The organism is Limnohabitans sp. 63ED37-2 (genome assembly GCF_001412535.1).
Lineage (GTDB): Bacteria > Pseudomonadota > Gammaproteobacteria > Burkholderiales > Burkholderiaceae_C > Limnohabitans_A.
Genome location: NZ_CP011774.1, coordinates 2,105,307 through 2,122,413, shown reverse-complemented (window position 1 = coordinate 2,122,413; position 17,107 = coordinate 2,105,307). Strand labels below are relative to the sequence as shown.

14 protein-coding genes and 1 other RNA gene are annotated in these 17,107 nt (G+C 62.6%); 9 read left to right on the top strand and 6 right to left on the bottom strand.

Annotated elements, in window-relative coordinates; genetic code table 11:
• Positions 1 to 103: 103 nt before the first annotated feature.
• Positions 104 to 1,120, top strand: coding sequence for a metal-dependent hydrolase (locus L63ED372_RS10055; protein WP_062405802.1), 1,017 nt, complete (start codon positions 104 to 106; stop codon positions 1,118 to 1,120).
• Here the strand turns inward: L63ED372_RS10055 and ffs are convergent.
• An RNA gene (ffs, locus tag L63ED372_RS10050) (signal recognition particle sRNA small type) lies at positions 1,116 to 1,212 on the bottom strand. The genes L63ED372_RS10055 and ffs overlap by 5 nt on opposite strands.
• Positions 1,213 to 1,367: 155 nt before the next feature.
• On the opposite strand from ffs, the gene dnaX reads away from it, so the two are divergent.
• The 4 genes from dnaX (at position 1,368) to L63ED372_RS10030 (ending at position 5,523) form a co-directional block, all read left to right on the top strand.
• Positions 1,368 to 3,326, top strand: coding sequence for a DNA polymerase III subunit gamma/tau (gene dnaX / locus L63ED372_RS10045; RefSeq protein ID WP_062405801.1), 1,959 nt, complete (start codon positions 1,368 to 1,370; stop codon positions 3,324 to 3,326).
• Positions 3,327 to 3,365: 39 nt separating this feature from the next.
• Positions 3,366 to 3,689 carry a YbaB/EbfC family nucleoid-associated protein gene (locus L63ED372_RS10040; protein WP_026039198.1) on the top strand — a complete coding sequence of 108 codons (324 nt, stop codon included), beginning with the start codon at positions 3,366 to 3,368 and terminating at the stop codon, positions 3,687 to 3,689.
• A gap of 10 nt (positions 3,690 to 3,699) precedes the next feature.
• Positions 3,700 to 4,290, top strand: a complete 591-nt coding sequence (gene recR / locus L63ED372_RS10035) for a recombination mediator RecR (RefSeq protein ID WP_062405799.1) — start codon at positions 3,700 to 3,702, stop codon at positions 4,288 to 4,290.
• A 183-nt stretch (positions 4,291 to 4,473) separates the two neighbouring features.
• Positions 4,474 to 5,523, top strand: a complete 1,050-nt coding sequence (locus L63ED372_RS10030) for an ABC transporter substrate-binding protein (RefSeq protein WP_231624476.1) — start codon at positions 4,474 to 4,476, stop codon at positions 5,521 to 5,523.
• 45 nt (positions 5,524 to 5,568) lie between these two features.
• Here L63ED372_RS10030 and L63ED372_RS10025 read toward each other — a convergent pair whose 3' ends face one another.
• Together L63ED372_RS10025 and gloB are read right to left on the bottom strand one after the other, a co-directional pair.
• Positions 5,569 to 7,095, bottom strand: coding sequence for a transglycosylase SLT domain-containing protein (locus tag L63ED372_RS10025; protein ID WP_197275362.1), 1,527 nt, complete (start codon positions 7,093 to 7,095; stop codon positions 5,569 to 5,571).
• Between the two features lie 50 nt (positions 7,096 to 7,145).
• Entirely contained in the window at positions 7,146 to 7,919 is a 774-nt protein-coding gene (gloB, locus tag L63ED372_RS10020; RefSeq protein WP_062405796.1) for a hydroxyacylglutathione hydrolase, read from the bottom strand.
• On the opposite strand from gloB, the gene L63ED372_RS10015 reads away from it, so the two are divergent.
• From L63ED372_RS10015 to L63ED372_RS10000, 4 genes are all read left to right on the top strand, one after another.
• Positions 7,918 to 8,799, top strand: coding sequence for a class I SAM-dependent methyltransferase (locus L63ED372_RS10015; protein ID WP_082431669.1), 882 nt, complete (start codon positions 7,918 to 7,920; stop codon positions 8,797 to 8,799). The two genes, gloB and L63ED372_RS10015, sit on opposite strands and share 2 nt — an antisense overlap.
• On the top strand, positions 8,786 to 9,232 hold the full coding sequence (gene rnhA / locus L63ED372_RS10010; protein WP_062405793.1) for a ribonuclease HI: 447 nt from the start codon (positions 8,786 to 8,788) through the stop codon (positions 9,230 to 9,232). The genes L63ED372_RS10015 and rnhA overlap by 14 nt, the downstream gene beginning before the upstream one ends.
• 150 nt (positions 9,233 to 9,382) lie before the next feature.
• A complete protein-coding gene (locus L63ED372_RS10005) occupies positions 9,383 to 10,783 on the top strand; it encodes an efflux RND transporter periplasmic adaptor subunit (protein ID WP_062405791.1) in 1,401 nt (466 codons plus the stop codon).
• Entirely contained in the window at positions 10,770 to 13,853 is a 3,084-nt protein-coding gene (locus tag L63ED372_RS10000) for an efflux RND transporter permease subunit (protein ID WP_062405781.1), read from the top strand. Before L63ED372_RS10005 ends, L63ED372_RS10000 begins: the two co-directional genes overlap by 14 nt.
• 85 nt (positions 13,854 to 13,938) lie before the next feature.
• Here L63ED372_RS10000 and moeA read toward each other — a convergent pair whose 3' ends face one another.
• From moeA to moaA, 3 genes are read right to left on the bottom strand one after another with little or no spacing between them, the layout of a single operon-like run.
• Positions 13,939 to 15,228, bottom strand: a complete 1,290-nt coding sequence (gene moeA / locus L63ED372_RS09995; protein WP_062405779.1) for a molybdopterin molybdotransferase MoeA — start codon at positions 15,226 to 15,228, stop codon at positions 13,939 to 13,941.
• A gap of 40 nt (positions 15,229 to 15,268) precedes the next feature.
• A complete protein-coding gene (mobA, locus tag L63ED372_RS09990) occupies positions 15,269 to 15,892 on the bottom strand; it encodes a molybdenum cofactor guanylyltransferase MobA (RefSeq protein WP_062405777.1) in 624 nt (207 codons plus the stop codon).
• 5 nt (positions 15,893 to 15,897) lie between these two features.
• Entirely contained in the window at positions 15,898 to 17,040 is a 1,143-nt protein-coding gene (moaA, locus tag L63ED372_RS09985; RefSeq protein ID WP_062405775.1) for a GTP 3',8-cyclase MoaA, read from the bottom strand.
• Between the last annotated feature and the right edge of the window lie 67 nt (positions 17,041 to 17,107).

Sequence of the window (17,107 nt, the reverse complement as noted above, 5' to 3'; positions counted from 1 at the left end):
AAGGTTGATTGAATTATCGGACCAACGGCCCGCGGACGCTGTGGGTATGCAAAAACCGTTAAGGTACTGTCCTTCGTCAAGCCATTGAGTATAAAAACGAATCATGGATTCCGTCACACAAGTACTTTTGGGCGCCTCGATTGGCGTGGCCTTCATGGGGCGTCGCACCGCTCTGTGGAAGTCAGCTCTTTGGGGTGGTGTGGCGGGCTTGCTGCCCGACCTGGATGTGCTGCTGGACCACGGCGACCCGATTCTGAACATGATCCGGCACCGCGCCGAGTCGCACGCCTTGCTCTTGCTCACGCTTTTTGCGTTCCCTATGGCCTGGGCGGTGAGCCGGCTCCACCGTCAGCCGCAGCTGTATGGCCGATGGTGGTGGGCGCTGATGCTGGCGCTGGTCACCCACCCCTTGCTGGACTTGATGACGATTTATGGCACCCAGGTGTTCCAGCCGTTTTCTGATGAGGCCTATGGTTTGGGCAGCATGTTCATCATCGACCCGGTGTACTCGCTGCCCTTGCTGGCGGGTGTGGTGGCCGCCTTGCGTGTCAAAACGGTGGGCCGGGCCTTGGCCATCAACGGCTGGGCACTGGCTTTCAGCACCGCGTATTTGGCCTGGAGCGCACTGGCGCAATGGGGGGTGACGCAGCACGCGCGTCAGTCCCTGCAAGCCCAGGGCTTGCCCAGCCAGCAGTTGTTGGTCACGCCCGCGCCCCTGAGCACCCTGGTGTGGCGCGTGGTGGCGCTTGACGGCGAGCGCTTTCACGAAGGTTTTTACGCCCTGATGGATGGTGGTCGCGCCATTCGTTTTGTAGCCCACGAGCGTGGAGGCACCTTGGCCATGCAAAACGCTGACCACCCGCAGTTGCAGCGCCTGGCGCGGTTCACCGACGGGTTTTTTAAGGTGCAAGGCAACAGCGACAAGCTGGTGGTGACCGATCTACGGATGGGCCAAGAGCCTGACTATGTATTTTCGTTTGACATTGGCCCGCCCCTGCAAGCCGGTGCAAGCCACCCCGTGGCCGAGCAACGCAGCCGCCGCATGGATGTGGGTGAGGGTTTGAAATGGCTGGGGCAGCGCATGCTGGGGCACGATGTGCCACCGCCTGAAAGAAGGTGACGAGCCTTGACCCCGGCACTGGATTCACAGTTAGGGCTGCTTGGTTCCCCACCTGACCCGGTTGGCCGCTTCACCATGCGGGAAGGCCCGTCGGGGTTGATTGTAGGCGAGCCAGCGGGGCTTTTCTGTCTTGGCCTGTTTTTTACAGCTTTCCCCTCGGGGGCTTGCCTTGGCGGGCCATGGGCATGACCTTGGCTGGGTCTGGGTGGATCCAGAGCACCCCGCCAGCCCGATAGAATCGGCTCCTATGTCTTACCTTGTCCTCGCGCGCAAATACCGCCCCCGCAATTTCACCGAAATGGTGGGGCAGGAGCATGTGGTGCAGGCCTTGACCAATGCCTTGGTGCAGCAGCGCCTGCACCATGCCTACCTGTTCACCGGTACCCGGGGCGTGGGCAAGACCACGGTGTCGCGGATTTTGGCCAAGTCGCTCAATTGCCAGGGCGTGGACGGGCTGGGCGGGATCACCGCTGAGCCGTGCGGCGTGTGCCAGGCTTGCCGCGACATCGACGCCGGTCGTTTTGTGGACTACACCGAGCTGGATGCCGCATCGAACCGGGGTGTGGACGAGGTGCAAAGCCTGCTGGAGCAGGCGGTTTACAAACCTGTGCAGGGGCGCTTCAAGGTCTTCATGATCGACGAGGTGCACATGCTGACCAACACTGCGTTCAACGCGATGTTGAAGACCCTGGAAGAGCCCCCAGAATATTTGAAGTTCGTGCTGGCCACGACCGACCCGCAAAAGGTGCCGGTGACGGTGCTCTCGCGCTGCCTGCAGTTCAACCTGCGGCCCATGGCCCCCGAAACCGTGTTTGAGCACCTGACCCAGGTCTTGGCGGCTGAGCAGCTGAGCGCCGAGCCGCTGGCTTTGCGCCTGCTGGCCCGCGCCGCTCGCGGCTCGATGCGGGATGCGCTCAGTCTGACCGATCAGGCCATTGCCTTTGGCAACGGCCAATTGCAAGAAGCGGGCGTGCGCCAGATGCTGGGCAGTGTGGACCGCAGCCATGTCTTGCAACTCATCCGGGCTCTGGCCGAAGGCGATGGGGCCACCGTGGTGAACCAAGTCAACGCTTTGCGGCTGCAAGGCGTGTCGGCCGCCGCCACACTCGAAGACATGGCCATGCTGCTGCAGCGCATGGCGGTGATGCAGATGGTGCCCAGCATGGCGCACGACGGCGAAGACCCCGACACCCAGGGTTTGGCCGATCTGGCCCAAGCCATGCCCGCCGAAGAAACCCAATTGCTCTACAGCCTGTGCCTGCATGGCCGCACCGAGTTGGGCCTGGCCCCGGACGAGTACGCTGCGCTGACCATGGTGTTGCTGCGCTTGTTGGCCTTCAAGCCCCCAGCGGGAACGGCGGAAAAAAAAAGCCCGCTGAGCAGCCCTAGTTCCCCACCAAGCGCCAGCGCCAGCCCCCGGGCCGAAGTGTTCGCTGCACCCCAGCCAGCGCCAGAATCTGCGCCCCTGAATAAACCACTCACCGCCCCGGTCACTGCCCCGGCATCTGCCCCCTTGACAGTGCCCAAGGCCGCCCCAGTGGTGTTGGACAGCCCGCCACCCGTCGCCGCTGCACCCCAGGTCACACCCATTTCACCCCCCCCGGCTGCGCAGCCAGCACCGCTGGCCAGCGACGAGCCGCCGCCTTGGGAGGATTGGCCCGACACGACCGACTATGCCGATCAAGGCGGTCTGACTTCAGCCCCGGCAGTGGTGGCCCCAACGCCTGCGGCCTTGCGTGCTTTGCCCGTGCGTGAAGCGCCTGAACCCTCGTCGCGCTTGGACATGCCCCGCGCGGCGGCCCCTGCTGCGGTGCAGCCCACCCCCGAAGGCGATGTCTGGATGGCGGTGGTGCAAGGCCTGTTGGACCAAGAGACCATCACCGCACTGGTGCGAGAGTTGGCTTTGCAGTCGCAATTGTTGGGGCGCGATGGTGCGCAGTGGCAGCTGCGTGTGGAGCGCGAAACCCTGAACCACGCCGCCAGCCGGGAGCGGCTGCAAGCGGCTTTGCTGGCAGCGGGCCATGGCGATGTGAAACTGCACATCGAGATCGGCCCGGTGAGCGACAGCCCAGCCCGACGCCTGGCCGTGAAAGCCGCCGAGAAAATGCTGGCCGCGCAAGAGCTCATTCAAAACGACCCCTTGGTGCAGGCGATGGTGCGTGATTTTGGGGCCAAAATTGTGCCCGGCAGCATCCAGCTGATTTGATTTTTTCCTCATTTCCCTCTTCATTTCAAAGGAAACACCATGTTCAACAAAGGACAACTCGCTGGCCTCATGAAGCAAGCCCAGGCCATGCAGGACAACCTGAAAAAAGCCCAGGACGAGCTGGCATTTGTGGAGGTCGAGGGCCAAGCCGGTTCCGGCATGGTCAAGGTGCTGATGACTTGCAAGCACAACGTGCGCCGCGTGACCATCGACCCCAGCTTGCTGGCCGATGACAAGGACATGCTGGAAGACCTGGTGGCCGCAGCCTTCAACGACGCGGTGCGCATGGCCGAAGAAGTCTCGCAGCAAAAAATGGGGAAGCTGACCGCAGGTTTGCCACCGGGCATGAAGTTGCCTTTCTGAGATTCGACGCATGGCCGACACCCACGCCCTTGCCACTTTGGTGCAGGCCCTCAAGGGCTTGCCGGGGGTGGGCATCAAGTCGGCCCAGCGCATGGCTTTTCAGCTGCTGCAAAACGACCGGGCCACGGCCCGGCAATTGGCCGCGGCTTTGGACAATGCGGTGCAAAAAATTCGCCATTGCGCCTGTTGCCACACCTTCACCGAGGCCGAGCTGTGTGACACCTGTCTGGACGCTTCTCGGGACCGCACCCAGTTGTGCGTGATCGAAACCCCGGCCGACCAGTCGGCCATCGAGCGCACGGGCACCTACCGGGGCTTGTATTTTGTGCTCATGGGCAAGCTCAGCCCGCTCGACGGCATCGGCCCGCACGACATTGGCTTGGCCAAACTCAAACAAAGGGTGGGCGATGGTGTGCTGACCGAGGTGATCTTGGCCACCAACTTCACTGCCGAGGGCGAAGCCACGGCGCATGTGATCTCGGAGATGATCCGCCAGCAAGGCCTGAGGGTCACGCGATTGGCCCGCGGTGTGCCTGCGGGCAGCGAGCTCGAATACGTCGACTTGGGCACCATCGCCCACGCCTTGGTCGACCGCCGCTGACCCACTCAAAACGCCCCCTCAACAGGGTGGCGCTGATGCCCTCTGGGCTTCAAATCGCTCGCTCGGGGCTTGTCAATTACCTGCAATCCATTACGTGAAAACCCGCTCGGGATCAATCCCGATGCGCGGGGCGCGGCGTCTGATTAAGCTGAAAGCCTGTTCGTTTTCACTGGAGTGACACGGGTGCATTCAGCCCATGCTTCTCGCCGATCGCTGTTGCTGGCCGCTGTGGGGTCGCTGGCCGCAACGCAGGCACGCGCTGCCCCCTCTTTGGATGCGGGGCGGACCTTGCCGCGTGTGCGTTTGGCACTGGCCGCCAGCCAAAGCCTGTACCACTTGCCTTTGAACTTGGCCGAACGGCTCGGGTTTTTTCGCCAAGCGGGTGTGCAGTTGGAGTGGTTGCCACAGGAGTCAGGGGCCCGGGCTGTGAGCCTGGCCCTTTCAGGGCAAGCCGATGTGGTGGCCGGGGCTTACGAGCACTTGTTTGGCCTGCACCTGAAGGGCCTCTATTACAAAAGTTTTGTACAAATGAGCCGCACGCCTCAGGTCAGTTTGGGCGGCAGCACGCGCGGTGGCATGGTCTGGCGCACAGGGGCAGACATTCGGGGGATGCGTCTGGGCATTTCGGCTTTGGATTCGTCCACCCATTGGACGGCTTGCCAATGGCTGATGCGCCAAGGCTTGACAGCGGAGGATGTGGTGTTGGTGCCGGTGGGCTCCTCACAGGGTGTGATGGAGGCGTTGCGCAGCGGCAGCATCGACGCCCTGTGCAACCCGGACCCGGTCATGCATGGGCTGGAGCAAAAGAACGAGATTCGCCTGTTGGGTGACGCCCGGACTTTGCAAGGCACCCGCCAGTTGATGGGGGGCTCGGTGCCCGGCAGCAGCTTGTTTGCACACGCCGATTTCTTGCAGCAGCACCCCGATCGGGTGAAAGCGCTCAGCGATGGTGTGGTGCAGGCCCTCAAGTGGCTGCAAACGGCAGGTTTGACCGATATTTTGCGCACGGTGCCCGCAAGCCACTGGATGGGCGACAGGGCGATTTACTTGGGCGCTTTTGAAAAGTTGCGCGAGTCCTACGCGGTCGATGGCCTGGTCCGCAGCGAAGACGTGTCACATGCTTGGCGGGTGCATGCCAAGCTCTTCGGTGCGAACGGGCCCAAACCCGTGGTGCTCGAGCGCACCTTCACCAATGCCTTTGTGCAAAGGTCTACTCAGCGCAGGTTGTCTTAAAGGGTGCCGGTCTGGCCGCCCCATGCGCCAGAGGGCACGGCCGGATCAGCGTTTGGCTGCGGGCTTGGCGCCCCGTGCAGCCGCCTTGGCGGGTGCTTTGCCCTTTTGAACCGCAGCCCGTTTAGGCGACGTTTTGCCAGCAGCTCGAGAGGCCTTGGCGGGCACGTAAATGGCCAGTGTTTGACCGTTGGTCAAGGCGGCATTGGGCTTGAGGCGGTTCCAGTCGGCCACGTTGGCGGCGCTCACGCCGTGGCGCGAAGCCAGGCGCGAGAGGGTGTCACCCGCACGGGCCTTGATCATGATTTTGCGCAACACCACCTCAGGCGCCAGTTGCAGCTGGGCGTTGTCGGCAAGGTGCTCGGTCACATCGTTGTCCAGCTTGCCTTGGCGCTGCACCAGGAGGGTGGAGCCGGCCTTGACCAGCATGCGGGCGGGAATGCCGTTGACGCTGCGCAATTGCTCCGCAGACATGCCCACTTGCTTGGCCACTTCTTCGGCCCCCATGGTGCGTGGTGCTTGCCAGGCTGTCCAGCTTGACAGACGCCGCTCAGGGCGGGCTTGGAGGTTTTTCTCGAACACCGTGGCGTTGTCCCAAGGCAGCAGAATTTGCGGCGTGCCTGCCGCCAAAATCACGGGCCGGTTCATCGCCGGGTTCAGGGCCTTGAAATCTTCCAAGCTCACGTTGGCCAGCTTGGCGGCCACGGCCACGTCGATGTCCCGTTCGATGGCCACACTCTTGAAGAAAGGGTGGTTCTGGATGAGTGGTAGTTGGGTGTTGAAGGCCTCAGGCTGGGCCACAATGTTCTTGACAGCCTGCAGCTTGGGGACATAAAAGCGCGTCTCGTCGGGCATTCTCAGGTTGCTGTAGGTCAGCGGCAAGCCTTGTGCTTTGTTGCGGGCCAGCGCCCGGCCCACACTGCCTTCGCCCCAGTTGTAGGCGGCCAAGGCCAGGTGCCAGTCGCCAAACATGGTGTAGAGCTTTTGCAGGTAATCGAGTGCCGCACGGGTGGACTCGAGCACATCCCGGCGCTCATCCCTGAACAGGTTTTGTTTCAGGTCGAAATATTTGCCAGTGGCGGGCATGAATTGCCACATGCCTGCGGCTTTGGCGCTGGACACGGCTTGCGGGTTGAAGGCCGACTCGATGAAGGGCAGCAAGGCCAGTTCGGTGGGCATTTTGCGCCGTTCCAGTTCCTCGACGATGTGAAACAGGTAGGGGCGTGAGCGCTCGGTCATGCGCAGCATGTAGTCGGGCCGACTGGCGTACCACTGCTCGCGGTTGCGCACCAGGTCGTTGTCCAGGTCGGGCATGGCAAAGCCGCGGCGGATGCGCTCCCAGATGTCGATTTGCTCTTGCAGGCCTATCGTGGCGTTGGGCTTGAGTGCCACGGGCAGCTCCGTATTCATGGGGGTCACCATGGGCGCCGCAGGTGCTACAGGGGCCGTGACGGACCCAGGCAAGCTCACATTGGGCGGGGGTGGCGCGTCTGGCAGGCGCTCCATGGGCGGCAGCGAGGCGGTCTGCGAGGTGGGAACCGAGGTGGCACACCCAGAGACCACAGCGGCCAGCATCAAGACCCAGCTGGGGCGAATGAGGCGGGCTGGGGCAAGGAGGTTCAGGTTCATCGGAAGTCGTTTTTCCATTGGCGCAGCGCTGCAAAGGTGGTCACATCGTCCACGGCCAGGCGGTCATGCTGGCGAACGGGGGTGGCCACAGAGGGCAGGCGACTTCGCAAAAAGGGGTTGATGGCGCGTTCGGTGTGCAGCGCCACAGGCAAGGTGGGCAGCGCTTGGCTGCGAAGTTGTGTGCACTGGGCCCAATAGGCTTGCAGTTCCACGTTATCAGGCTCGACGGCCCGTGCAAATTTCAGGTTCGACAAGGTGTACTCGTGGGCGCAGCACACCCGCGTGGCACCGGGCAAGGCAGACAAGCGGTCCAGCGAGTCCAGCATTTGCGCCGGGGTGCCTTCAAACAAACGCCCGCAGCCGCCCGAAAACAAGGTGTCACCACAAAAGAGCAGGGGGTCCTGACCCGTGGGCTGTGCCCAATAGGCGATGTGGCCCAGGGTGTGGCCTGGGACGTCGTGCACCTGAAATGTCAGCCCGTGCCAATCCAAGCAGTCGCCTTGTTGAAGGCCTTGTGAAGGCACGGGCATTGGTTCCAGGACGGGCGCCATCACTCGGGCTCCGGTGTGCGCCACGAGTTCGGCCAGGCCGCCCGTGTGATCGGCATGGTGGTGCGTGACTAGAATCTTGTCCAGCTGTAAATCGGGGTGCGCCTGCATCCAGGCCAGCACAGGCGCACTGTCGCCGGGGTCCACCACAAGGGCGTGGCGATCGGTGTGCAACAACCAAATATAGTTGTCTGCGAAAGCGGGCAGGGCAATGAGTTTCATGGAGCATCCGATTATAGAAAGCCTGCACTCTTCGCCCGCCTGGTTGGCGCATCTGGGTCAGCCGGTGGCATCGGGTTTGTTGGCCTGGGAGCAAGCCCAGGCCGATGCGTTGCTGGCCGATGTCTTTGGCTACCACGCGGTGCAGCTGGGCTGGCCCGAGCTCCAGGCCTTGCGCTGCAACCGCATGCCCCACCGCTGGCAAGCGGGCACCGAGTTCGAATGGCCTCAGATGCACAAGGCCTTGTGCGCCCCAGACACCCGAGACTTGAGCCCGTCACCCCACCTCAACGCGGAAATCTCTGCACCCAACGGCCCCGATGTCTGGCTGGACAGCCGGGCTTGGCCCTGGCAGGCCGACAGTCTGGACTTGGTGGTTTTGCCCCACACGCTGGAGCGCTCGGCCGATCCGCACGCCTGTTTGCGCGAGGTCGAGCGGGTGCTGATTCCGGAGGGCCAGTTGTTGATCACCGGCCTGAACCCCATGAGTTTGTGGGGCTTGCAGTCGCAGCCCGGTGGTTCGCGTCGCATCGGGGAGGCTTCGGCGCAGAACCTGATTGCTTACCGGCGCTTGCGCGATTGGTTGCGGCTGCTGGGTTTTGAAGTTCAGGTCAGCCGCTTTTGGGGCTGGACCCCGGCCATCTCCAGCGAGCGCTGGTTGCAGCGCCTGGACTGGATGGCGCGTGCGGGTGAGCGCTGGTGGCCGATTTTGGGAGGTGTTTACCTCTTGATGGCGACCAAACGTGTGCCCGGGGGGCACTGGCTACCGGCACGTCAATGGCGCAAGGTACGATCGCCCGCTGCAGCGCCCGCGCCTGTGGCCCGCTCCGACACCTTCATGGGCCACCCTCCGGCCGAGAAAGACGCTTTTGACCCACGTTGAAATTCACACCGATGGTGCCTGCAAGGGCAACCCTGGCCCCGGTGGCTGGGGCGTTCGCCTGCAATCGGGCCAACACGTTCAGGAACTGTTTGGCGGCGAGTTGAACACCACCAACAACCGCATGGAGATGACCGCCGTCATTGAGGGCCTGTTGGCGCTCAAGCGCCCCTGCCAGGTGACCTTGTACTTGGACAGCGAATATGTGCGCAAAGGCATCACCGAGTGGATCCACGGCTGGAAAGCCCGAGGCTGGCGCACGGCGGCCAAGCAGCCGGTCAAAAATGCCGATCTGTGGCAAAAATTGGACAGCGTGGTGTCCTCTTCGGGACACCAGATCGACTGGCGTTGGGTGAAGGGCCACAACGGCGATCCGGGCAACGAGCGGGCCGATGCACTGGCCAACCAAGGCGTAGAAAAGGCCCTGGGCCGCTGATCTCTGTGGTTCAGGCCTAACGCCCGTGGCCTGAGCCCAGCCCCGCGCCAGCGCTCGGGTCTGCTGTAAAGGCTTTCAGATGGTGGGGAAATGGCTTGCGCACTGTTACATTGCGGAAGTCTTGGCGAATGCAAACTGAGAGAAATCTGAATGGCTTACAAGAAGAAATACGCAGTGTTGGCCCTGGTGGGCATTTCCGTGGCCGCTGGCGCCGCTTGGTGGTGGCAAAACAAGGCCCCCGTGGGAGGCGCTGCCCCCAGTTCAGCCACTTCTCCCACTTCAGGCGGTCCTGCAGCTGCCCCAGCGGGTGCCGCCAGTGGTGCATCTGGAGCCGGTCCTGCGGGTGCAGGCGGGCGACCCACTGCGGTGGAGATCGCCAAGGTCGAGAGCATGACCCTGGTGGACGAGACACAGGCCGTGGGCAGTTTGCGCTCGCGTCAAGGCGTGATGCTGCGCCCGGAAATTGGTGGGCGCGTCAAACAGATTCTTTTCAGCGACGGCCAGCGTGTGCGCAAGGGCCAGTTGATGGTGCAGTTCGAAGACCAATTGCAGCAGGCTCAGTTGGCCCAGGCACGGGCCGAGTTGTCGATTGCCGAAGCCAACCACAAGCGCAACCAGGAGCTGGTGGCGCAAAACTTCATCAGCCAGCGATCGCTGGACGAGAGCGCAGCGGCCTTGGAGGTCTCTCGCGCCAAGTTGTCGCTGGCCCAAGCCACGCTGCAGCGCTTGCAGGTGCTGGCGCCTTTTGATGGCATCACCGGCCTCAAACAAATCAACGTGGGCGATTACCTCAAAGACGGCGCCGACATGGTCAACGTCGAAGACATTGATGCTGTTTTGCTCGACTTCCGTTTGCCCGAACGTTTCCAGGCCAAGATCCGCGCTGGCCAAAAGGCCCAGCTGACGGTGGATGCCTTGCCAGGCCGCCCCTTCTCCGCCATTGTTCAGGCGGTGGACCCCTTGATCGAGGCCAATGGCCGCTCGGTGGGGGTGCGCGGCTGCATTGACAACCGCCAACAGCAATTGCGCCCAGGCATGTTTGCCCGCGTGAACGCGGTCTTCGGCTCGCGTGACAACGCCTTGGTCATCCCGGAGGAGGCGATCATTCCGCAAGGCGGGCGCACCTTTGTGGTCAAGGTGGTGGCCGGTGACAAGCCGGACGCCTTGATCTCTCAGCGGGTGCCCGTGAAAGTGGGTTTGCGTCAGCCAGGCAAGGTTGAGATCGTGGAAGGCCTGTCTGCAGGCGACACCGTGGTCACGGCGGGTCACCAGCGTTTGCAAAAAGACGGCACATCCGTGCGAGTGGTGGACTTGGCTCAGCCCGGCGGTGGCAGACCGGCAGGTGGCTCGCCCAGTGCAGGTGGTCCCGGTGCAGGTGGTCCTGGCGCTGGTGCACCCGGTGCAGGCCCCGCAGCCGCGGCGGCCCAAGGCCCAGGCGCTGCAGGACCACGCCAAGGTGCTGCGGCAGGCAAGCCCGGTGCGGCCGCAGCGAAGAACGCCGCCATGGCTGGACCGAACCCTTGCCTGAGGGGCGCAGATGCAACTCGCTGAAGTTTCCATCCGGCGGCCGGTATTGGCCGTGGTCATGTCCATGCTGATCGTGCTCATCGGTGCGGTGAGCTTCAAGAGCCTGTCGCTGCGCGAGTACCCCAAGATTGACGAGCCCACCGTCACCGTGACCACCCGCTATGTGGGGGCGTCGGCCGAGGTGATCGAGTCACAAGTCACCAAGCCGCTGGAGGACTCGATTGCGGGCATCGATGCGGTGGACGTGATCACCTCCATCAGCCGCGCCGAGCAGTCGCAAATCACGGTGCGTTTTCGCCTTGAAAAAGACGCCGACACCGCCGCTGCCGAGGTGCGTGACCGCACGTCGCGGGTGCGCAACCGCTTGCCCCAGGCCATCGAAGAGCCTGTCATTGCCAAGGTGGAGGCCGATGCCTTTCCGGTGATTTGGCTGGCTTTCTCGAGTGACACGCTCAACGCTTTGCAGATCAACGACTTGGTCAACCGCGTGGTCAAGCCGCGCCTGCAAACTGTGACCGGTGTGGCCGATGTGCGCATTTTTGGTGAGCGCAAATACGCCATGCTCGTGTCGCTGGACCATGCGCGTTTGTCCTCTTACAAGCTCACGCCGCAAGACGTGGAAGACGCCATTCGACGCAGCAATCTGGAGTTGCCTGCGGGGCGGATCGAGTCGACCAACCGCGAGTTCAGTGTGTCCTCGCAAACCGATCTGACCCGCCCGGGCCAGTTTGGTGAAATCGTGATCCGCAGTGTCAATGGCTTTCCGGTCAAGCTGCGCGATGTGGCCCAGATCAAGGAGGACGCTGCCAACGACCGCAGTGTGGTGCGCCTCAATGGTCGCCCCGCCATTTCGGCAGGCGTGATCCGTCAAGCCACGGCCAACCCGCTGGAGCTCTCCAAAGGTGTGCGCGAGATGATCCCCCGCTTGAAGGCCGATTTGCCAGGCGATATGTCCATCGATGTGGCCAACGACAACTCGGTGTTCATTGACCGCTCCATCAAGAACGTGTTCCAGACCATCGTCGAAGCCGTGGTCTTGGTGGCGCTGGTGATTTTTGTGTTCCTGCGCACCTTGCGTGCCTCGATCATTCCGATCATCACCATCCCGGTCAGTTTGATTGGCGCGTTTGCCATGATGGCTTTGGCGGGTTTCACCATCAACACCCTGACCTTGCTGGCGCTGGTGCTGGCCATTGGTTTGGTGGTGGACGATGCCATTGTGGTGTTGGAGAACATTTACCGGCACATCGAAGAGGGGCTGGATCCATTTTCTGCGGCGATCAAGGGTGTGCGGGAGATCAGTTTTGCTGTCATCGCCATGACCTTGACCCTGGCTGCGGTGTTTGCCCCCTTGGCTTTCACACCGGGCCGCACGGGCAAGTTGTTTGGCGAGTTTGCCTTGGCGCTCGCCGGTGCGGTGATTGTGTCCGGCTTTGTGGCCTTGACCTTGGCGCCCATGCTGAGCGCCAAACTGCTGCGCCACAACCCTAACCCGAGCTGGTTCGACCGCTTCATGGAGCGCAGGCTCACGGCTTTGTCCAACGGTTACGAAAGCCTGTTGACCTTGATCTTGACCCGCGCCCGTTGGGTGGTGGTGATGGTCATGGTGGGTTCTGGCGCAGGCATCGCCTTCATCTATCCGACGATGAAGCAGGAACTCGCGCCCCTGGAAGACCGCGGCACGATTTTGGCGACCGTCAATGCACCCGACGGGTCAACGCTGGAGTACACCGACCGCTATGCGCGTTCACTGGAAAAATTCGGGCAGGCTTATCCTGAATTCGACCGAATTTTCGCCAACATGGGCAACCCCACGGTGGGCCAGGGTTCGGTGGTTTACCGTGCGGTGGACTGGGACGAACGCAAACGCACCACGCTGGAAATTGCGCGTGAACTGGGGGCCAAGTTCAACAGCCTGCCCGGTGTCAACGCGTTCCCGATCACCCCGCCATCCTTGGGCCAAGGCTTTCGCGAGCGGCCCTTGAACTTTGTGATCCAGACCTCGGACAGTTACCAAAACCTGAACCAACTGACGCGTCAGATGATGGACGAGGTGGCCAAGAACCCGGGCATCCTGTCGCCCGATGTGGATCTGCGACTGAATAAACCCGAGCTGCGCATCGAAGTGGACCGCGTCAAAGCCGCCGAGCTGGGCGTGAGCATCGATGTGGTGGCCCGAACCATCGAGACCATGCTGGGTGGCCGTGTGGTGACGCGTTACAAGCGCGATGCCGAGCAGTACGATGTGATCGTGCAAACCCTGGCTTCGGCCCGCAACACGCCTGACGACATCGACGTGATCCAGGTACGGGGCCGCAACGACACCATGGTGCCTTTGTCCAGCTTGGTGAAGGTGCGCGAGAGCGTGTCACCGCGCGAGTTGAACCACTTCGGTCAACGCCGTTCGGTGTCCATCACGGCCAACCTGGCTCCCGATTACTCATTGGGGGAGGCGATCAAATTCATGGACGAGACGGCGGCCAAGGTGCTCAAGCCGGGTTACACCACGGAGCTGAACGGCACCTCACGCGAGTTCAAAAACTCGCAAGGTGCATTGGTGATCGTTTTTGTGTTGGCGCTGTTGTTCATCTTTTTGGTCTTGTCCGCCCAGTTTGAGAGCTTCATCGATCCCTTTGTGATCATGTTGTCGGTGCCGCTGTCCATGATCGGGGCGCTCTTGGCGCTCAAGTTCACGGGAGGATCACTCAACGTGTACTCTCAAATCGGTCTGATCACGCTGGTGGGCCTGATCACCAAACACGGCATTTTGATCGTGGAGTTCACCAACCAGCTGCGCGAAGAGGGCATGGCCATGCAAGAGGCCTTGATCAAGGCATCTGCGCAACGCTTGCGCCCCATCTTGATGACCACCGGCGCCATGGTGCTGGGTGCCGTGCCCTTGGCTCTGGCCACAGGCGCAGGTGCTGAGAGCCGCACCCAAATCGGCTGGGTGATTGTGGGCGGCATGAGCCTGGGCACGGTGCTGGCCGTGTTTGTGGTGCCGACCATGTATTCGCTGCTGGCCCGCAAGTCGGTGCCGGGACCCAACAAGGCGGTGGCGCACGACGATCCTCCGGCCAACGCGGCGCATTGAGTCCAAGCTGTTGAGCCAAATCTTGGCTTCGACATGAAAAAAGCGGCCTTGGCCGCTTTTTTCATGGGTGTTCAGGTGGCTGTGTTCACAGGTGCCCGTCAAACATCATCACATCCACCTCGTCACCCACAGCCACATTGCCTTGGGCGTGGCCCAGCACGATCAGGCCGTTGGCCTGCACCATAGAGCTGAGCACACCAGAGCCCTGATTGCCGGTGATGCTGACCTGCAATTGGCCCGCTGCATTGGTGCTGACGATGCCCCGCTGGTATTCGGTGCGGCCGGGTTTTTTACGAAGCGCTTCGGTGCTTTTGGCTTTGAGCAGCGGTAAAGCTGGCGCTTGCCAGCCCATGAGTTGCTGCAGGGCAGGGCGCACAAAGGCGGCAAAGGTGACCATGACGGCCACCGGGTTGCCCGGCAGGCCAAACAGAACGGCCGAGCGCTCGCCTTGCGTGATGCGGCCTACCGCCATGGGGCGGCCCGGGCGCATGGCGATGCGCCAAAACGCCACATCGCCCAGCTTTTTCATCATGGCCTTGGTGTGGTCTGCCTCGCCCACGCTCACACCACCGCTGGTGATGACGGCATCGGCTTGCGCGGCGGCAAGTCTGAAAGCCTGTTCCAGTGCGGCAGGCTCGTCGCGCACCACGCCCATGTCGATCAGCTCGCAGCCCAGCGCCTGCACCAGGCCCGCCACGGTGTAGCGGTTGCTGTCGTACACCGCGCCTTCGCGGGGCGCTTCACCCAGGCTCAAAATCTCGTCACCGGTGGAGAAGTAAGCCACTTTGGGGCGGCGCCAAACGCTGACGGTGGGCAATCCCAAGCTGGCCAGCAGGCCGCAGGCAGCAGGGGCCAATCGCGTCCCAGCACGCAAGGCGGGCTGACCGGCCATCAGGTCTTCGCCCAAAAGGCGGCGGTTGTCGCCCGCTTGCAGCAAGCCTTGCGGGATGTGAACGGTGTCCCCGTCCAGCTTCACCAGCTCTTGCGGGGCCACAGTGTCCAGACCCGCGGGCATGATGGCCCCTGTCATGATGCGCACGCACTCACCCGCTTGCACAGAGCCTTGCCAAGCCGCGCCCGCGAAGGCGGTGCCCACCACTTTCAAGTTGCTGGCTTGTCCAGCCAAAAGTTCAGCTCCGCGCAGGGCGAAGCCGTCCATGGCCGAGTTGTCGTGTGGCGGCACGCTGATGGGCGAGACCACGTCTTGCGCCAAGATGCGGCCATGCGCCTGCATCAACGGAACGGTTTCTTGTTCGCGCACGGGTTGCACCAACTGTGCCAAAAACGCGTTCACCTGGCTGGCCGACAAGGCCTGTGGGTCGTAGCCTTGCAGGCGTTCGGCGATCTGATCAAGGGACAGGGCTGGGGTAGTCATGGCAATGGCGATGGGGCACGGCGCTGCCGTGCGGCACGTTTCAAAGGGATTCGAGTTGCTGCAGCTCGGCCAGCGTGTTGGCGTTTGAAAAAGCATGCGGGCTGTCGCCCGGCAAGTCAAAGGGCACGATCGCGCAGCGGTGTTGAGCGGTCCAAGCATCGATCTTGCGGCCGCCGCTTTGGGTGAACTTGACCAGACTTTCGAGCAAATCCAGCTTGAGCAAGCAAAACACCGGTTGGGGGCGCACCGTGCCATCGGCTTCGGGGGCTGCGGCCATGGCCAGGTCGGCGTCTTGGTCGTGCAGGCCTTGCGCCAAACGCTCCACCAAATCGAGGGGAAACAGCGGCGAGTCGCAAGGCACGGTGAGCAAAAGCGGCGTTTCGCAGCGCTCAAGACCTGTCAAAAACCCTGCCAAAGGACCGGCAAAACCATCGATGCTGTCAGGCCAGACGGCCACACCCAGTGATTCATAAGCTGCCAAGTTGCGGTTGGCGTTGATCATCACCTCTTGCAGCGGCAGGCTTTGGATCTGCAAGCGCATCAAGGTTTGCAAAGCCAAGGGCAGACCATGGAAGTTTTGCAAACCTTTGTCGGTGCCGCCCATGCGGGAGCCGCGCCCACCTGCGAGGATGAGGCCGGTGATGCCCGGTGTGTGGTGGTTCATGGCCTTCAGCCTCCGATGTAGCTCATTTCCACCCGGCGGCCGGGGCCGCTGGCGGTGTCGGGGCCGCGCAGACTGCGCTGCACCGAGTATTGGTCAGTCCGCCCGCGCCAAATGGCATCCACCGTCTGTGCCAGCGTGTGGTCGCTTTGCGTCGGGTCACGCAGCAGCTGGCGCAGGTCGTAGCCCTGGCTGGCAAACAGGCACAGGTACAGACGGCCTTCGGTGGACAAACGGGCGCGGTTGCAGTCGCCGCAAAACGCTTGGGTCACGCTGCTGATCACACCGACCTCGCCCAAACTTGGGTCGTGCTCGCCTTGGGCGTTGGCATAGCCCCAGCGCTCGGCGGTCTCGCCTGGCGCGGCCGGGTCGAGTTGCACCAGCGGCAGTTCGGTTTGCAAGCGTCGAATCACCTCGGCGCTGGGCAGCACCTCGTCCATGCACCAGCCGTTGGTTGCGCCCACGTCCATGTATTCGATGAAGCGCAGCACAATGCCCGTGCCCCGGAAGTGCCGTGCCATGGGCAAGATTTCGTGTTCGTTGGTGCCGCGCTTGACCACCATGTTCACCTTGATCGGCCCCAGGCCCGCCGCTTTCGCGGCTTCAATCCCGGCCAGCACATCGGCCACCGGAAAGTCCACATCGTTCATTTGGCGAAAGACCGTGTCGTCCAGCCCATCCAGGCTGACGGTGACGCGTTGCAAGCCTGCGGCTTTCAGGCTTTGGGCCTTGCGGGCCAAGAGCGAGCCGTTGGTGGTCAGGGTCAGGTCCAGCGGCTGGCCGTCGGGCGTGCGAAGCGCGGCCAGTTGTTCGATCAGGATCTCGATGTTCTTGCGCAGCAAAGGCTCACCTCCCGTCAGTCGGATTTTGCGCACACCCCGGCCCACAAACACGGTGGCGATCCGGGTGATTTCTTCGAAGCTCAGCAGATGGCTGTGCGGCAGGTAGGTGTAGTCCTTGTCAAAGACTTCTTTGGGCATGCAGTAGCTGCAGCGGAAGTTGCAGCGGTCGGTCACGCTGATGCGCAAATCGGTCAAGGGGCGGCGCAGCCCGTCCAGCGGCAAGGCGCTCAGCTCTTGGCCCGCCAGTGGCGTGGGCAAAGGCAAGCTGGGGTGGCGCTGGTCAACCAGCGGAATGACGCGTTCAGACATAGGTGGCGATTGTGCCCTCAAACCCAAGCGGGAGTCCCGGGCAAGGACTCCCTCCGGCGGCTGGTTG

Bases quoted from the DNA above. Each gene is read 5' to 3' on its own strand.
- L63ED372_RS10000 (WP_062405781.1), top strand. From the start codon at position 10,770: ATGCAACTCGCTGAAGTTTCCATCCGGCGGCCGGTATTGGCCGTGGTC.
- moeA (WP_062405779.1), bottom strand. From the start codon at position 15,228: ATGACTACCCCAGCCCTGTCCCTTGATCAGATCGCCGAACGCCTGCAA.
- dnaX (WP_062405801.1), top strand. From the start codon at position 1,368: ATGTCTTACCTTGTCCTCGCGCGCAAATACCGCCCCCGCAATTTCACC.
- L63ED372_RS10005 (WP_062405791.1), top strand. From the start codon at position 9,383: ATGGCTTACAAGAAGAAATACGCAGTGTTGGCCCTGGTGGGCATTTCC.
- L63ED372_RS10040 (WP_026039198.1), top strand. From the start codon at position 3,366: ATGTTCAACAAAGGACAACTCGCTGGCCTCATGAAGCAAGCCCAGGCC.
- recR (WP_062405799.1), top strand. From the start codon at position 3,700: ATGGCCGACACCCACGCCCTTGCCACTTTGGTGCAGGCCCTCAAGGGC.
- L63ED372_RS10025 (WP_197275362.1), bottom strand. From the start codon at position 7,095: ATGCTGGCCGCTGTGGTCTCTGGGTGTGCCACCTCGGTTCCCACCTCG.
- gloB (WP_062405796.1), bottom strand. From the start codon at position 7,919: ATGAAACTCATTGCCCTGCCCGCTTTCGCAGACAACTATATTTGGTTG.
- moaA (WP_062405775.1), bottom strand. From the start codon at position 17,040: ATGTCTGAACGCGTCATTCCGCTGGTTGACCAGCGCCACCCCAGCTTG.
- L63ED372_RS10015 (WP_082431669.1), top strand. From the start codon at position 7,918: ATGGAGCATCCGATTATAGAAAGCCTGCACTCTTCGCCCGCCTGGTTG.
- mobA (WP_062405777.1), bottom strand. From the start codon at position 15,892: ATGAACCACCACACACCGGGCATCACCGGCCTCATCCTCGCAGGTGGG.
- L63ED372_RS10055 (WP_062405802.1), top strand. From the start codon at position 104: ATGGATTCCGTCACACAAGTACTTTTGGGCGCCTCGATTGGCGTGGCC.